The organism is Streptomyces sp. NPDC051907, from assembly GCF_040681075.1.
Classification (GTDB): Bacteria; Actinomycetota; Actinomycetes; order Streptomycetales; family Streptomycetaceae; genus Streptomyces.
In genome coordinates this window covers 37,333-53,398 of sequence record NZ_JBFAYB010000021.1, presented here as the reverse complement: position 1 = coordinate 53,398, position 16,066 = coordinate 37,333, and the positions used below count along the sequence as shown (strand labels likewise).

At 69.3% G+C, this 16,066-nt stretch carries 14 protein-coding genes and 2 tRNA genes; 13 read left to right on the top strand and 3 right to left on the bottom strand.

Features of this window, described 5'->3' with window-relative positions; translation table 11 throughout:
* Positions 1-355 precede the first annotated feature (355 nt).
* Positions 356-550: a hypothetical protein gene (locus AB0M39_RS14575; protein WP_365363969.1), complete on the top strand. Its 195-nt coding sequence runs from the start codon at positions 356-358 to the stop codon at positions 548-550.
* 199 nt (positions 551-749) lie between these two features.
* On the opposite strand, the gene AB0M39_RS14570 is transcribed toward AB0M39_RS14575, so the two are convergent.
* Positions 750-820, bottom strand: a tRNA-Gly gene (locus AB0M39_RS14570).
* A gap of 164 nt (positions 821-984) precedes the next feature.
* Here AB0M39_RS14570 and AB0M39_RS14565 point away from each other — a divergent pair.
* From AB0M39_RS14565 to clpX, 5 genes are all read left to right on the top strand, one after another.
* Positions 985-1,061 (top strand) — tRNA-Pro (locus AB0M39_RS14565).
* A gap of 196 nt (positions 1,062-1,257) precedes the next feature.
* A complete protein-coding gene (gene tig / locus AB0M39_RS14560) occupies positions 1,258-2,652 on the top strand; it encodes a trigger factor (protein WP_365363966.1) in 1,395 nt (464 codons plus the stop codon).
* Between the two features lie 310 nt (positions 2,653-2,962).
* Positions 2,963-3,568, top strand: coding sequence for an ATP-dependent Clp protease proteolytic subunit (locus AB0M39_RS14555; protein WP_365364038.1), 606 nt, complete (start codon positions 2,963-2,965; stop codon positions 3,566-3,568).
* A 71-nt stretch (positions 3,569-3,639) separates the two neighbouring features.
* On the top strand, positions 3,640-4,323 hold the full coding sequence (locus AB0M39_RS14550; protein WP_365363964.1) for an ATP-dependent Clp protease proteolytic subunit: 684 nt from the start codon (positions 3,640-3,642) through the stop codon (positions 4,321-4,323).
* A gap of 145 nt (positions 4,324-4,468) precedes the next feature.
* Positions 4,469-5,761, top strand: coding sequence for an ATP-dependent Clp protease ATP-binding subunit ClpX (gene clpX, locus AB0M39_RS14545; protein ID WP_365363962.1), 1,293 nt, complete (start codon positions 4,469-4,471; stop codon positions 5,759-5,761).
* A gap of 69 nt (positions 5,762-5,830) precedes the next feature.
* Here the strand turns inward: clpX and AB0M39_RS14540 are convergent, their stop codons facing one another.
* Complete coding sequence (locus AB0M39_RS14540) at positions 5,831-6,748, bottom strand: hypothetical protein (protein ID WP_365363960.1); 918 nt, start codon at positions 6,746-6,748, stop codon at positions 5,831-5,833.
* Positions 6,749-6,884: 136 nt separating this feature from the next.
* Between AB0M39_RS14540 and AB0M39_RS14535 the strand changes: the two genes are divergently transcribed.
* Together AB0M39_RS14535 and AB0M39_RS14530 are read left to right on the top strand one after the other, a co-directional pair.
* On the top strand, positions 6,885-9,506 hold the full coding sequence (locus AB0M39_RS14535) for a valine--tRNA ligase (protein WP_365363957.1): 2,622 nt from the start codon (positions 6,885-6,887) through the stop codon (positions 9,504-9,506).
* A 171-nt stretch (positions 9,507-9,677) separates the two neighbouring features.
* Positions 9,678-10,835 (top strand): histidine kinase, encoded by a 1,158-nt coding sequence (locus tag AB0M39_RS14530; protein WP_365363955.1) that lies wholly within the window; start codon positions 9,678-9,680, stop codon positions 10,833-10,835.
* Here the strand turns inward: AB0M39_RS14530 and AB0M39_RS14525 are convergent.
* Positions 10,832-10,981, bottom strand: a complete 150-nt coding sequence (locus tag AB0M39_RS14525) for a hypothetical protein (protein WP_365363953.1) — start codon at positions 10,979-10,981, stop codon at positions 10,832-10,834. The genes AB0M39_RS14530 and AB0M39_RS14525 overlap by 4 nt on opposite strands.
* 100 nt (positions 10,982-11,081) lie before the next feature.
* Here AB0M39_RS14525 and AB0M39_RS14520 point away from each other — a divergent pair, with 100 nt between their 5' ends.
* The 5 genes from AB0M39_RS14520 (at position 11,082) to mreC (ending at position 16,052) form a co-directional block, all read left to right on the top strand.
* Positions 11,082-12,572, top strand: coding sequence for a folylpolyglutamate synthase/dihydrofolate synthase family protein (locus AB0M39_RS14520; protein ID WP_365363951.1), 1,491 nt, complete (start codon positions 11,082-11,084; stop codon positions 12,570-12,572).
* A gap of 6 nt (positions 12,573-12,578) precedes the next feature.
* Entirely contained in the window at positions 12,579-12,914 is a 336-nt protein-coding gene (locus AB0M39_RS14515) for a DUF4233 domain-containing protein (protein ID WP_365363949.1), read from the top strand.
* A gap of 250 nt (positions 12,915-13,164) precedes the next feature.
* Positions 13,165-13,578 carry a nucleoside-diphosphate kinase gene (ndk, locus tag AB0M39_RS14510; protein WP_365363947.1) on the top strand — a complete coding sequence of 138 codons (414 nt, stop codon included), beginning with the start codon at positions 13,165-13,167 and terminating at the stop codon, positions 13,576-13,578.
* 254 nt (positions 13,579-13,832) lie between these two features.
* Entirely contained in the window at positions 13,833-14,852 is a 1,020-nt protein-coding gene (locus AB0M39_RS14505) for a rod shape-determining protein (RefSeq protein ID WP_020610253.1), read from the top strand.
* Positions 14,853-14,996: 144 nt separating this feature from the next.
* Positions 14,997-16,052, top strand: a complete 1,056-nt coding sequence (mreC, locus tag AB0M39_RS14500) for a rod shape-determining protein MreC (protein ID WP_365363945.1) — start codon at positions 14,997-14,999, stop codon at positions 16,050-16,052.
* Positions 16,053-16,066 lie beyond the last annotated feature (14 nt).

Below are 16,066 nucleotides of genomic sequence, written 5' to 3'. Positions count from 1 at the left end.
AACAGCCGCCAACCGGGTGATATGCCCTAGTTAATCCCCATGAAAGGGGGCATTTCGCCTCCACCGTCCATGCGAGTGAATTACCTCACCGCGCGCTCTTGAATTTCCCGTGAACGACATGTGCAGGCATAGAAGCGATCACTGTGAATTCCCTCTCGTATTTCACTCTGCCGGAGGAACCGCCCGCCCTGCGCCGGATGGGCACACGTGTACGGATGGCGTGATCCAGACGACGACGATTCGTCAGCGGGCAGCGTTCTGAGGGATGTTGGTGGCACGATGGACCATGCGGGGGTGTGCTGGGTCGTACAACCCCGGGCGGGTCAGGCGGGAACGACCGAGGGTGTGATCAGTTGTGGCCATTTCGCTGTCAGTGGTGCTGCTGTTGGCGATCGTCCTCGTGGTGCTCATCCGCGGCGGCTCTCTCAAGGCGGGACCGGCCATAGTCGCCGTGCTCTTCGGCTTCTTCCTCGCGTCGACGGGCATGGCCCCGTCCATCCAGAGGTTCCTCGACTCCATAGCCGACACGATCAACCAGATCAGCTTCTAGCCTCCCGCGCCCCACGGCGAGACGGCGATCGCCCTGCGTGACGGGGCTCCCGCCGAGATCGGCGGCTACGCACTGGACCCGCCGCCCTCGCCCTGCGCCGGTCGGCGACGGCGCTCTATGGAGTCGCGGTGGGCAGACCGGGAACGCCTCGGGCCCGACTAGGTGAACACGTCACCGAGCCGGGCCCGAGGTCTTGCAGAGCGGGCGACGGGAATCGAACCCGCGTAGCTAGTTTGGAAGACTAGGGCTCTACCATTGAGCTACGCCCGCAAGCGTCGCACCGCAGGTCACGAGGCCGCGGTACGAAGAGCATCGTAGCGGGTCCGGGGCCGCTCTCGCACACCCCATTCACGCCTCGAAGTCGTGCCGTCGTCCGGCCCCCAGAATGCGGCAGCCGCATGGCCTGCGGGCATGTACCCTACGTGTCGCACCGACGGGGTGTGGCGCAGCTTGGTAGCGCGTCCGCTTTGGGAGCGGAAGGTCGTCGGTTCGAATCCGGCCACCCCGACCAATGTCACGACCGCCCTGCAAGATCGCGTTGTGGGGCTCATCCTCCTTGCGGCTACTATGCAAGCTGCGTGCCCGTGTGTCTGCCGAGTCTCAGTCTCACCGAGTCTGCCGAACGAGCCGGGCCGAATCCGCTGAGCCGCCTCCAGTGCGGCGGACGCAGCAGAACCCCAGAATTCAGCCACCAAGGAGACCGAACCGTGAAGAGCGCCGTGGAGACCCTGAACCCGACTCGGGTTCGGCTCACTGTCGAGGTGCCCTTCGAGGAGCTCAAGGACAGCCTCGACGCGGCGTACAAGAAGATCAACCAGCAGGTCACGGTCAAGGGCTTCCGCAAGGGCAAGATCCCGGCCCGAGTGATCGACCAGCGGTTCGGCCGTGGTGCGGTGCTGGAGGAGGCCGTCAACGACGCCCTCCCGAAGTTCTACACCGAGGCGATCAACGAGGCCGAGGTCAACCCGCTCGGCCAGCCCGAGGTCGACATCACGGAGCTGAAGGACGGCGAGACGCTGGCCTTCACCGCCGAGGTCGACATCCGCCCGGCCATCGAGATCCCGGACTACTCCGGCATCGAGGTGACCGTCGACGCCGTCGAGGTCACCGACGAGGACGTCGACAAGTCCGTGGAGCAGCTGCGCGAGCGCTTCGCCTCCACCAACCCGGTCGAGCGCGCCGCCGCCGACGGCGACGTCGTGACGATCGACCTCGAGGCCAAGGTCGACGGCGAGGTCCTCGCGGACGGCGTCGCCAGCGGCGTCTCGTACACCATCGGCTCGGGCGAGCTCCTCGACGGCATCGACGAGGCCGTCACCGGTCTCGAGGCCGGCGGCGAGGCCACCTTCACCTCCGAGCTCAAGGGCGGCTCCGCCGAGGGCAAGGAGGCGGAGGTCAGCGTCAAGGTGACCGCCGTCGCCGCCCGTGAGCTCCCCGAGCTCGACGACGAGTTCGCGCAGATGGCGAGCGAGTTCGACACCCTCGAGGAGCTGAAGGCGGACAGCCGCAAGCGCCTCGAGAACATGAAGCAGTACGACCAGGCCACCCAGGCCCAGGAGCGCGTCCTTGACGAGCTGCTGAAGCTGGCCGAGGTGCCGATCCCCGAGAAGCTCCTCGAGGACGAGGTCAACACCCGCAAGCACAACCTCGAGCACCACCAGCTCGGTCAGATGGGCATCGACCTCGCGAAGTACCTGGAGATCCAGGGCAAGACCGAGGAGGAGTTCGACGCCGAGACCAAGGAGCAGGCGGTCAAGGGCATCAAGACCCAGTTCATCCTCGACGAGCTGGTCAACAAGGAGAAGCTGAACGTCAACCAGGAGGAGCTCACCGAGCACCTCATGCGGCGCGCCGCCTCCTCCGGCATGAGCCCGGACCAGTTCGCCCAGGCCGTCGTCGAGGGCGGCCAGGTGCCGATGCTCGTCGGCGAGGTCGCCCGCGGCAAGGCGCTGGCCGTGGTCGTCGAGGCCGCCAAGGTCGTCGACACCAACGGCGAGGCCGTCGAGCTCGAGGACGACGAGGACGAGACCGAGGCCGCCGCCGAGACGGTCGAGGCCGTCGTCGAGGGCGAGGCCCCGGCCGAGGAGAAGAACGAGGCCTGAGCCTCGAGCAGACCCCTTCGCCGGGCCCCGGACGCCACGCTGCGCCCGGGGCCCGGCGCGCTTTCCGCACGCCCTGTGAGCGCCCCTGAGGGGCCTTGACGGCGTCCCCGGGGAGCGCGGCTGAAACCGGCCGCCCGCGCCCTGGACCACCTTGCGCTCCGAGCGAACAGTTCGGGAACCGGGATGGCGTTGTCCTACCTGCGCGTTAGGGTCCATGAATACGAGGGCAGGGGAGTCCCCGCCCCCAGTACGAAGACGCTGAGACGGCCGAAGCCGTCAGAGACGAGCAGGTGGATACGTGACGAATCTGATGCCTTACGCCGCGGGTGAGCCGTCCATCGGTGGTGGCCTCGGCGACCATGTCTACAACCGGCTGCTCGGCGAGCGGATCATCTTCCTCGGCCAGCAGGTCGACGATGAGATCGCCAACAAGATCACGGCACAGATGCTCCTGCTGGCCGCCGACCCGGACAAGGACATCTACCTCTACATCAACAGCCCCGGCGGCTCGGTGACGGCAGGCATGGCGGTCTACGACACCATGCAGTACATCCCGAACGACGTGGTGACGATCGGTATGGGCATGGCGGCCTCGATGGGCCAGTTCCTGCTGACCGGCGGCGCCGCCGGCAAGCGCTTCGCGCTGCCGAACACCGACATCCTCATGCACCAGGGCTCGGCCGGACTGGGCGGCACCGCCTCGGACATCAAGATCCAGGCCGAGTACCTGCTCCGTACGAAGAAGCGCATGGCGGAGATCACCGCGCTGCACTCCGGCCAGACCGTGGAGACCATCATCCGCGACGGTGACCGCGACCGCTGGTTCACCGCCGAGGAGGCCAAGTCGTACGGCCTCATCGACGAGATCATCTCCGCCGCATCGGGCGTTCCGGGCGGCGGCGGGACGGGCGCCTGAGTGTCGAGCCCCGCGCTCCGCACCAGGCGGCTCCACGCCCCAGCCTCCCCAGCCCACAGAACGCCACCAGGATGGTGAACACCGAAATGAGCAACTTCCCCGGCGCCTCCGCCAGCGGCCTCTACACCGGCCCCCAGGTGGACAACCGCTATGTCGTCCCGCGCTTCGTCGAGCGCACCTCGCAGGGCGTGCGCGAGTACGACCCGTACGCGAAGCTGTTCGAGGAGCGCGTGATCTTCCTCGGCGTGCAGATCGACGACGCGTCCGCCAACGACGTGATGGCGCAGCTGCTGTGCCTGGAGTCGATGGACCCGGACCGCGACATCTCCATCTACATCAACAGCCCCGGCGGCTCGTTCACGGCCCTCACGGCCATCTACGACACGATGCAGTTCGTGAAGCCGGACATCCAGACGGTCTGCATGGGCCAGGCGGCCTCCGCCGCGGCCGTGCTGCTCGCCGCCGGCACCCCCGGCAAGCGGATGGCCCTGCCGCACGCCCGCGTGCTGATCCACCAGCCGTCCTCGCAGACCGGCCGTGAGCAGCTCTCCGACCTGGAGATCGCGGCCAATGAAATCCTGCGGATGCGCGAGCAGCTGGAGGAGATGCTGGCGAAGCACTCCACCACGCCGATCGAGAAGGTGCGCGACGACATCGAGCGCGACAAGATCCTGACGGCCGAGGACGCGCTCGCGTACGGCCTCGTGGACCAGATCGTGTCGACCCGCAAGAGCACGGCCGCAGCGGCCGCCTGAGCGGACCGGCGCCCTTGGCGCGGTGCACGACCATGTGAACCGCGCCAAGGGGGGCCCGAACGGGGGGCCCGGCAAGGTACCGTCGGATATGAGGCACCAGGAGCTGGCTGAACCAAGCTGCTCCCAGGCGAAGGGGAAGCACCTCGTGGCACGCATCGGTGATGGCGGCGACCTGCTCAAGTGCTCGTTCTGCGGAAAGAGCCAGAAGCAGGTGAAGAAGCTCATCGCAGGCCCCGGTGTCTATATCTGCGACGAGTGCATCGATCTCTGCAACGAGATCATCGAGGAAGAGCTCGCGGAGACCTCCGAGGTGCGGTGGGAGGAACTGCCCAAGCCGCGCGAGATCTACGAGTTCCTCGAGGGGTACGTCGTCGGGCAGGAGCCCGCGAAGAAGGCCCTGTCGGTGGCGGTCTACAACCACTACAAGCGCGTCCAGGCCGGCGAGAACGGCGGCGCGCAGGGCCGGGACGACGCGATCGAGCTCGCCAAGTCCAACATCCTGCTGCTCGGTCCGACCGGGTCCGGCAAGACGCTGCTCGCGCAGACCCTGGCCCGCATGCTGAACGTGCCGTTCGCCATCGCCGACGCCACCGCGTTGACGGAGGCGGGCTATGTCGGCGAGGACGTCGAGAACATCCTGCTCAAGCTGATCCAGGCGGCGGACTACGACGTCAAGAAGGCCGAGACCGGGATCATCTACATCGACGAGATCGACAAGGTCGCCCGTAAGAGCGAAAACCCGTCGATCACCCGGGACGTGTCGGGCGAGGGCGTCCAGCAGGCGCTGCTGAAGATCCTCGAGGGCACGACGGCCTCGGTGCCGCCGCAGGGCGGGCGCAAGCACCCGCACCAGGAGTTCATCCAGATCGACACGACGAACGTGCTGTTCATCGTGGGCGGCGCGTTCGCCGGCCTGGAGAAGATCATCGAGTCGCGCGCGGGAGCGAAGGGCATCGGCTTCGGCGCGACGATCCGCTCCAAGCGCGAGATCGAGGCGAGCGACCAGTTCCAGGAGGTCATGCCGGAGGACCTGGTGAAGTTCGGGATGATCCCGGAGTTCATCGGCCGTCTCCCCGTGCTGACTTCGGTCCACAACCTCGACCGCGAGGCGCTGCTGCAGATCCTGGTGGAGCCGCGGAACGCGCTGGTGAAGCAGTACCAGCGGCTGTTCGAACTGGACGGCGTGGAGCTGGACTTCGACCGCCCGGCCCTGGAGGCCATCGCCGACCAGGCCATCCTGCGCGGCACGGGCGCGCGAGGCCTGCGGGCGATCATGGAAGAGGTCCTGATGTCGGTGATGTACGAGGTCCCGTCCCGCAAGGACGTGGCCCGCGTGGTCATCACCGAGGACGTGGTCCACAACAACGTGAACCCGACGCTGGTCCCGCGCGAGCCGAGGATCGTGAAGAACGACGGCCGCCACGAGAAGTCGGCGTAGGTCTCAGCCACCCGAAAGGGGCGCCCGGCCAACTGGCCGGGCGCCCCTTCGCGTTGGGCTTCCCGAGGATCAGACCTTGGTGCGCGAGGTCTTGTAGAGCTTGGCGGCCAGCTCGGCGACCTTGTCCTGGTCCAGGCCCTTGCCGCCGGTCATCATCGAGCTCATGTCGAAGACGGTGACCGCGGCGACGGTGCTGTAGTCGGCCCACACGCAGATCGGGGTCTCGAACTCCTTGGCGCCGCCGGCCGACCCCCCTGCCGCGGGCTTCGACTTGACGGTCTGGCACTTCATCAGGGCGCCATCGAAGCCGGACGGCGTCACTGAGGAAGGGCTGCCGACGAGCTCGACCTCGCTCTTCTTGCTGTCGTCGTCGCCCTTCTTGATCAGTTCGAAGTAGCCGTCGATCGCCTTCTCGGGGTCGGAGATCTCGCCCCACAGCCCGCTCAGGCTGGCCACCTTCCCCTTCAGCGGGTCGCTGTCCGAGCCGGACTTGTAGGAGGCGGCGACCTGCGTCGGGTTCTTGACGCCGATCCCCTCGGCCTTCTTCTTGTCGTCGTCGGACATGCGCGTCGACGAGTCGGCGCCGTTCTTCTTGTACTCGTCGACCGACGCCGCCGGGGTGAGCTTGTACCCCTTGGTGTCGTCCGCCACGTCGCTGTTCCCGCCTGTGCCCAGCAGGAAGTACGCGCCGCCCGCGATCACCGCGAGTGCGACCACCGCGGCGCCGATGATCAGGCCCGTCTTCTTCTTCGGGGCCGGCGGCGGGGGCGGGACCTGGCCCGGGTACTGGGGCTGGCCGTAGGGCGCGCCCGCGTACTGGGGCTGGCCGTAGCCCGGCTGCTGCGGCGGGACACCCGGAGGAGCCTGCTGCGGATAGCCGTAGCCGGGCTGCGGGGCCTGCGGCTGCTGGCCGTAGGGACCCGGCTGACCGTACGGTCCGGGCTGCTGAGGCTGGCCGCCGTACGGGCCCGGCTGGTTGTAGCTCATTACTGCGTTCCCCTCGGATATTTATGTGGTCCGAACATCCTGGCCCAAGCACCCACGTCTTGGGGCGGCGGGGGTCACACCGTTACGGAAGATTCCCGTTTCAGTACGGCCCTGTGACACCACTAAACTGAGCCCCGTGACCGACAACACTCAGCAGCAGCCAGCAGCCAACCCCGAACTGCCGACCCAGTACGCGCCGGCCGAAGTAGAGGGGAAGCTGTACGAGCGCTGGGTAGAGCGTGGTTACTTCGAGGCCGACGCGAACAGCGACAAGCCGCCGTACACCATCGTCATCCCGCCGCCGAACGTCACGGGCAGCCTCCACCTGGGCCACGCCTTCGAGCACACGCTGATCGACGCCCTCACCCGCCGCAAGCGGATGCAGGGTTACGAGACGCTGTGGCAGCCGGGCATGGACCACGCCGGCATCGCCACCCAGAACGTCGTCGAGCGCGAGCTCGCCAAGGAGGGCAAGTCCCGCCACGACCTGGGGCGCGAGGCGTTCGTCGAGCGCGTCTGGCAGTGGAAGGCCGAGTCCGGCGGTCAGATCTCCGGCCAGATGAAGCGCCTGGGCGACGGCGTCGCCTGGTCCCGTGAGCGGTTCACCATGGACGAGGGCCTCTCCCAGGCCGTCCAGACCATCTTCAAGAAGCTCTACGACGACGAGCTGATCTACCGCGCCGAGCGCATCATCAACTGGTGCCCGCGGTGTCTGACGGCCATCTCGGACATCGAGGTGGAGTACCAGGACGACGACGGCGAGCTCGTCTCCGTCCGCTACGGCGAGGGCGACGCGTCCATCGTCGTCGCGACCACCCGCGCCGAGACGATGCTCGGCGACACGGCCGTCGCCGTCCACCCGGACGACGAGCGGTACAAGCACTTGGTCGGCGTCGAGATCGAGCTGCCGCTGACCGGCCGCCGGATCCCGGTCGTCGCCGACGAGCACGTCGACCCCGAGTTCGGCACCGGCGCCGTCAAGGTGACCCCCGCCCACGACCCGAACGACTTCGAGATCGGCCAGCGCCACGGCCTGCCGAACCTCGCCGTCATGGACGAGCGCGCGGTCATCACCGCCCACGGCCCCTTCCAGGGCCTGGACCGTCTCGAGGCACGCTCGGCCATCGTCGCCGCGCTGCGCGCCGAGGGCCGGATCGTCGCCGAGAAGCGCCCGTACGTCCACTCCGTGGGCCACTGCTCGCGCTGCAAGACCACCATCGAGCCCCGCCTGTCGATGCAGTGGTGGGTCAAGGTCGGCCCGCTCGCGCAGGCCGCCGGCGACGCCGTCCGCGACGGCAAGGTCAAGATCCACCCGCAGGAGATGGAGAAGCGGTACTTCGACTGGGTCGACAACCTGCACGACTGGTGCATCTCGCGCCAGCTGTGGTGGGGCCACCGCATCCCCGTCTGGTACGGCCCGAACGGCGAGATCGTCTGCGTCGGACCGGACGAGCAGCCTCCGACGGGCGAGGGCTGGCGCCAGGACACGGACGTCCTGGACACCTGGTTCTCCTCCGGCCTGTGGCCGTTCTCCACGCTGGGCTGGCCGGAGCAGACCGACGACCTCGCGAAGTTCTACCCGAACTCCGTCCTGGTCACCGGCTACGACATCCTCTTCTTCTGGGTCGCCCGGATGATGATGTTCGGCCTGTACGCGATGGACGGCACCCCGCCGTTCCACACCATCGCCCTGCACGGCATGGTCCGCGACCAGTACGGCAAGAAGATGTCGAAGTCCTTCGGCAACGCGGTCAACCCGCTGGACTGGATGGACGCGTACGGCTCCGACGCCGTCCGCTTCACCCTGGCCAGCGGCGCCAACCCGGGCGTCGACGTCCCGATCGGCGAGGACTGGGTCAAGGCGTCCCGCAACTTCGCCAACAAGATCTGGAACGCCACCCGCTTCGCGATGATGAACGGCGCGACGGTCGAGGGACCGCTGCCGCCGGTCGAGCAGATGTCCGCGACCGACCGCTGGATCCTCTCCCGGCTCAACAAGACGGTCGCCGACGTCGACGCGTACTACGACGACTACCAGTTCGCCAAGCTCGCCGACGCCCTCTACCACTTCGCGTGGGACGAGGTCTTCGACTGGTACGTCGAGCTGTCGAAGACGACGTTCTTCGCGGGCGGCGAGCAGGCCAAGGTGTCCGCGCGGGTCCTCGGCGAGGTCCTGGACGTCACCCTGCGCCTGCTGCACCCGGTGGTCCCCTTCGTCACCGAGACCCTGTGGACCACCCTCACCGGCCGCGAGTCCGTCGTGATCGCCGACTGGCCGACCGACAGCGGCTTCCGCGACGACGCCGCCGAGAAGGAGATCGAGCTCGTCCAGCAGGTGGTCACCGAGGTCCGCCGGTTCTGCACCGACCAGGGCCTCAAGGCCGGCCAGAAGGTGCCCGCCCGCATGGAGCTGGCCGGCACCCCGCTGGTCCCGCACGAGGCGGCCATCCGGCAGCTGCTCCGTCTCCAGCCGGAGACCGACGGCTTCCACGCCACCGCGTCGCTCCCGGTCGCCGGCGCCACGGTCGCGCTCGACCTGTCCGGCACGATCGACGTCGAGGCCGAGCGCAAGCGGCTGACGAAGGACCAGGCCGCCGCCGAGAAGGAGAAGGCCCAGGCGCTGGCGAAGCTCGGCAACGAGGCGTTCCTGGCCAAGGCGCCGGACAACGTGGTCGACAAGATCCGTACACGGCTCGCCAAGGCCGAGGCGGACATCGAGCGGATCGCCGCCCAGCTGGAGCGCCTGCCCCAGGCGTAACGGCACGCGGACGCGACGACAGAGGGCTCCGGGGAGACCCGGGGCCCTCTCGCTGTGTCCGCCCGCGTCTGCGCCCTCGTCCGCGTCCCGCCCGGCCCTCGTGCCCGAATTCACACCAATCGGGACGGAAGGCCAGCCGTCCGGGTCGGTCGACCTTGGATGATGGAGGGCATGCCCTTCACGCCCGCCGCCCTCGCGCTCCGCCGTGTCTCCGCGGCCGGGCGCCGGCGCGCGGAGGGCTGGGCGGCCTCGCCGCGGGCCGTCGACGTGATCACCGCGCTCAGCTGCCTGTCGCTGATGGTCCTGGACGTGCCGGGCCTGGCGGAGGCGGACAACTCCCTCTCCGGGCTCACAGCGACCCTCGTCCTCGCCGCCGGCGCCGCGACCCTGCTGGCGCGCCGGAGGCTGCCCTGGCTGCCCTACCTCGTCGCCCTCGTCCTGCTGGGCTGGCTGCACGAGCTGACCCTGATCCAGTTCGCGCTCTACTCGCTGGGGCGCTTCCGGGGCCGGACCGCCGGAGTCCTCGCCACGGTCGGCTATGTCGTCTGCGCCTACACCCTGTTCAACCTGCCCGGCTGGCCCGAGCACCGCGCGGACACGCTCAGCGAGTTCCTCAGCCTGGTCGTGCCGATCGGCGTGCTCGCGTCCGGCGTCGGCATCGCCGCGTACCGCCAGGACCTCGTCGCCGCGCTGGAGGACCAGCGCGCCGAGACCGCCGCGCTCCAGGCCGTCCAGGACGAGCGCACCTCGGTCGCCAGGGACGTCCACGATCTGGTGGGCCGCGAGCTGACGGTCCTCGCGGTGCGCGCCGAGGTGCTGGCTGCACGGGCCAGAGGCGCGGCCCACCAGAAGGACTTCGACGAGCTCGCCGACACCGCCCGCCGCGCCCACCACATGCTCAACGAGACCATCGTCCACCGCGCCGACGAACGCGCCACGCCCGGCCTGGAGGGCCTGCGGGCGCTCGCGGGGGAGAGCGAGCGGATGGGCAGCCCCGTCACGATGGACATCGCCGACCAGGCGTACCGGCTCTCGCCGCTGCGGCAGACCGCCGTGTACCGGGTCGTCCAGGAGTGCCTGACCAACGCGGCCAAGCACGCGCCGGGCGAGCCGGTCACGGTGACGATCTCGCTGCGGGACGGCCGGCTGCGGGCGGCGGCGCGCAACGCGCTGCCGGCCCTGGCGCCGCCCACCGCCCCGGTCTCCAGCGGCACCGGCACGTTCTCCATGCGGGAGCGGGTGGAGAGCATGGGCGGCACGCTGACGGCGGGAGCGCGGGACGGGATGTACGAGGTGGTGGCGCTGCTGCCCGCGGGGCTCGGGCGCTAGCCGTACGCGGCCGGCCCGGGGAGCTCAGCCGCCGGACCGGCCGGCGCCCGCCGGCAGACGCTGCAGGCTTCGACGGCCTCCACGCACTGGCCTCGGGCGTAGCGCAGCAGCGTGTTGGCCGTGCCGAGGTCGACGCCTATGTCCATGATCGCCAAGTCTGGCCGGGTCCGCCGCGAACCCGGGGGCCGAGAGACCCGAGAGGGGCGGGCCGAACGTCCTGTCCGACCTCCTCCGTAGACTGGTCCCGTGAGCGAGCAGCCCGACCCATTCGACGAGATCGTCGACACCGAGACCGACCGAGACCCCGACCTGGCGGTGATCGAGGCCGGCAGCCGTACCCTGCGCACGCAGGCCGGGCCGCCGACGGGCGACCCGGTGCCCGCCCGGCCCGCGGACCCGGAGGTGGACAAGGCGCTGCGGGCGGTCGAGGCGGACCTGGCGACGCGCTGGGGCGAGACCAAGCTGGAGCCCTCGGTCACCCGTATCGCGGCGCTGATGGACGTCCTGGGCGAGCCCCAGCGGGCGTACCCCTCGATCCACATCACGGGGACGAACGGCAAGACGTCCACGGCCCGCATGATCGAGGCCCTCCTCGCCGCGTTCGACCTGCGCACCGGGCGGTACACCTCGCCGCACGTGCAGTCGATCACCGAGCGGATCAGCCTGGACGGCGCGCCGATCGAGGCCGAGCGCTTCATCGAGACGTATGACGACGTCAAGCCGTACATCGAGATGGTCGACGGCCAGCAGGAGTACCGGCTCTCCTTCTTCGAGGTGCTGACCGGCATGGCCTTCGCCGCCTTCGCGGACGCGCCCGTGGACGTCGCGGTCGTCGAGGTCGGCATGGGCGGCAGCTGGGACGCGACGAACGTGATGGACGGCTCGGTCGCCGTCGTCACCCCGATCGACCTGGACCACACCGACCGGCTGGGCTCCACGACCGCCGAGATCGCCGTGGAGAAGGCCGGGATCGTCAAGCAGGGCGCCACGGTCATCCTGGCGCAGCAGCCGGTGGACGCCGCTCAGGTGATGCTGAAGAAGGCCGTCGAGGTCGACGCGACGGTCGCCCGCGAGGGCATGGAGTTCGGCGTGGTCTCCCGCGAAGTCGCCGTCGGCGGCCAGCTGGTGACCCTGCGCGGGCTCGGCGGGGAGTACGAAGAGGTCTTCCTCCCCCTGTACGGCGCGCACCAGGCGCACAACGCGGCGGTCGCGCTGGCGGCGGTGGAGGCGTTCTTCGGCGTCGGCGCCGGGGAGGCGCGCACCCTGGACATGGACACGATCCGCGGCGCGTTCGCCTCGGTGGCCTCGCCCGGCCGTCTGGAGGTCGTGCGCCGCAGCCCGACGGTCGTCCTGGACGCCGCGCACAACCCCGCGGGGGCGCGAGCCGCCGCGGCGGGGGTCACCGAGTCCTTCGGCTTCTCCCGCCTCATCGGCGTGGTCGGAGCGAGCGGCGACAAGGACGTCCGGGGCTTCCTGGAGGCGTTCGAGCCGATCTTCGCCGAGGTCGTGGTCACCCAGAACTCCAGCCATCGCGCGATGGACGCGGACGACTTGGCGGCGGTCGCCGTCGAGGTCTTCGGGGACGATCGGGTGGTCGTGGAGCCGCGGCTGGACGACGCCCTGGAGGCGGCGATCACGCTCGCCGAGGAGGAGTCGGAGTTCGCGGGCGCGGGCGTCCTGGTGACCGGCTCCGTGATCACGGTCGGCGAAGCCCGGCTGCTGCTGGGGAAGGGCTGACATCCGGTGCGTACGCTCTGTGCCTCCACGCTGATCAGCGAGGTCTTCGTGATCGGCTTCGCGGGGCTGGTCGCGATGAAGTCCGACGACCACTCCATGGCGACGGTGTGGACGGTGTGCGGGGTGGCGATGCTGCTCTCCGTCGTCCTGTGCGGGATGATCACCCGCCCGGGCGGGGTCCAGCTGGGCTGGGCGCTGCAGATCGCGCTGATCGTCAGCGGGTTCGTGCTTCCGACGATGTTCTTCCTGGGCGCGCTGTTCGCGGGGCTGTGGGGGGCGTCGGTGTACTACGGGCGGAAGATCGACGAGGCGAAGGCGAGATGGGCGGCGGAGGCGGGCTGAGGGTGGGGGTTGCGTGCGGGTTGCCTGCGGGGCTCCGCCCCGGGCCCCGCGCCTCAATCTCCCCCAGACTCCGTCCGGGGGGCCCCAGCGAGGCTGAACGTGCGGGCCGCCTGCCAGGGTGGGGTGCGCCTCAATCGCCGGCGGGGCTGAATGGGGGCCCTTCGCTGAGGGCCGGGGTGGACGTGGGGAAGGCGTGGGGGACCGGTAGCCTCGGACTACCGCATACCTGTGACAGAAGGAGCCCACCCCCGTGAGCCAGCGCACGCTCGTCCTGCTCAAGCCCGACGCCGTACGCCGCGGTCTGGTCGGCGAGATCATCGGCCGGATCGAGGCCAAGGCCGGCTGGACCATCGCCGCGCTGGAGCTGCGCACTCTCGACCGTGCCCTCCTCGAGCAGCACTACGCCGAGCACGTCGGCCGCCCGTTCTACGAGCCGCTCGTCGAGTTCATGCAGTCCGGTCCGGTCGTCGCCCTCGTCGTCGACGGCGAGCGGGTCGTCGAGGGCGTGCGCCAGCTCGCCGGCCCCACCGACCCGATCGCCGCCGCGCCCGGCTCCATCCGCGGTGACTTCGGCACCATCGTGCGGGAGAACCTGATCCACGCCTCGGACTCCGAGGAGTCCGCCATTCGGGAACTCAAGATTTTCTTCCCCGGCCTTTCCTGATTGGGCGTCAGCCATACGCGCCCATTGACCTGGGGCGACCGATTGAATTTCGGTCGCCCCCAGGTATATGCGAGCGTATTGCGGGAACGCATCGCTGCGACACCTCGTCACCTATAGGGAGGTGGTCCACCGCGCGGTGTCCGTGTAGGCGGCACTACGATGGAAGCCTTCACGCCACAGCACCCACCTCGCCGTCCTAATAAGCCATCAATGCTCGATTTGGGAAGGCCAGACGCATCCTCATGGGGTACAACATGTCGTTCATCGGCCGTGACATGGCTGTCGACCTCGGGACCGCCAACACGCTGGTGTACGTCAGGGGCCGGGGGATCGTCCTCAACGAGCCGTCCGTCGTCGCCATCAACACCAACACGGGCGGCATTCTCGCGGTCGGCGCCGAGGCGAAGAAGATGATCGGTCGGACACCGGGCAACATCGTTGCCGTCCGACCCTTGAAGGACGGCGTCATCGCCGACTTCGAGATCACCGAGCGGATGCTCCGCTACTTCATCCTGAAGATCCACAAGCGCCGGTACCTCGCCCGTCCGCGCGTCGTCGTCTGTGTGCCCTCCGGCATCACGGGCGTTGAGCGCCGCGCGGTCATCGAGGCCTCGACGCAGGCGGGCGCCCGACAGGTGCACATCATCGAGGAGCCCATGGCCGCGGCCATCGGCTCCGGACTCCCGGTCCATGAAGCCACCGGCAATATGGTCGTCGACATCGGCGGCGGGACCACCGAAGTCGCCGTCATCTCTCTTGGCGGAATCGTCACAGCACAGTCCATCCGCGTGGCCGGCGACGAGCTGGACAACGCGATCATCCAGCACATCAAGAAGGAATACTCCCTTCTGCTCGGCGAGCGGACCGCCGAGAGCATCAAGATCACCATCGGTTCCGCGTACGACATGGACAAGGACGAGCACACCGAGATCCGCGGCCGTGACCTCGTCTCCGGTCTGCCCAAGACCGTGGTCATCTCCGCGGCGGAGGTCCGCAAGGCCATCGAGGAACCGGTCAACGCGATCGTCGACGCGGTGAAGACCACGCTCGACAAGTGCCCGCCGGAGCTCTCCGGCGACGTCATGGACCGCGGCATCGTCCTCACCGGCGGCGGCGCGCTCCTGCGCGGCCTGGACGAGCGGCTGCGCCGCGAGACCGGGATGCCGATCCATATCGCCGAGGACCCCCTGGACTCGGTGGCCCTCGGATCCGGCAAGTGCGTCGAGGAGTTCGAGGCGCTCCAGCAAGTGCTGGACGCCCAGCCACGCCGCTAGCGGCGCAGCGGCGGATCGTACCGTCCACCCCCTGCGCCGCTGCTGGCGCAGGGGGACCGCCCGTATGGGGGCCTGCCGACCCGTACGGCGGATCGTTGATATACAGACACCAATATTCCTATGAGGAAGGCACGGCCGCCGCACGTGAGGGACACACGAGAGAGCCGGCTGCTCCTGGTGCTGCTGATCGCCATCGCGTTCGCATTGATCACGGTGGATATCCGCGGAGGCGAGGAGTCGCCGGTCGACGGCGCCCGGCAGGCCGCCGCCACGGTCTTCGGACCGGTCGAGAATGGCGTCGCGGCCGCCGTCGACCCGATCGGCAACGCGATCGGAGCCGTTCGGGACTCCGGCGAGCGCCATGACCGCATCAGCGAGCTGGAGCGGCAGAACGCCGAGCTGAAGCAGAAGCTCGGCAGCGACACACGCAACCAGAGCAGACTGCGCGAGCTCGACAAGATGCTCAAGACGGCGGGCGCCGGCCAGTACGGCATCAAGGGCGCCGAGGTCATCGCCATAGGAGCGGCCCAGGGCTTCTCCTGGACCGTGACCATCGACGCCGGCTCCAACGACGGCATCCGCCGCGATATGACCGTGCTCAACGGCGACGGACTCGTCGGCCGGGTCACCACCGTCGGACCCAGCACCGCGACCGTGCTGCTCGCCAACGACCCCGACTTCACCGTCGGCACCCGGATGGAGAAGACCGACGAGCTCGGCTTCGCCACCGGCCAGGGCGACCGGCCGCTGATGGTGCAGCTGCTCAACGGCAAGGCCAAGGTGAGCAAGGGCGACCGGCTCGTCACCTTCGGCTCCCAGGCCGACAAGCCCTTCGTGCCCGGCGTCCCGGTCGGCGAGGTCGTCCGCGTCGACCCCTCCGGCGGCGACCTCACCCGGAACATCTACGTCCGTCCGTACGTCGGCTTCACCAAGCTCGACATCGTCGGCGTCGTCGTCCAGGCTCCCCGCTCCGACCCGCGCGACGCGGTGCTGCCGCCCAAGCCGGCCAAGCCGAAGCCCACGCCCACCGTCACGGTGACGGTCACCCCGTCCGCGGGCGGCCAGTTCGAGGGCCAGGGCGGCCTCCAGCAGCAGGGCGGCGGCGCCCCGATCCCGGGCCTGAGCCCGGAGCCGGGCAGAACCGAGGATCCAGCCGCCCAGGACCCGGGCGGCGCCGACGGCCTGAACGACGAGCAGTAGGAGCTGATCCGTCC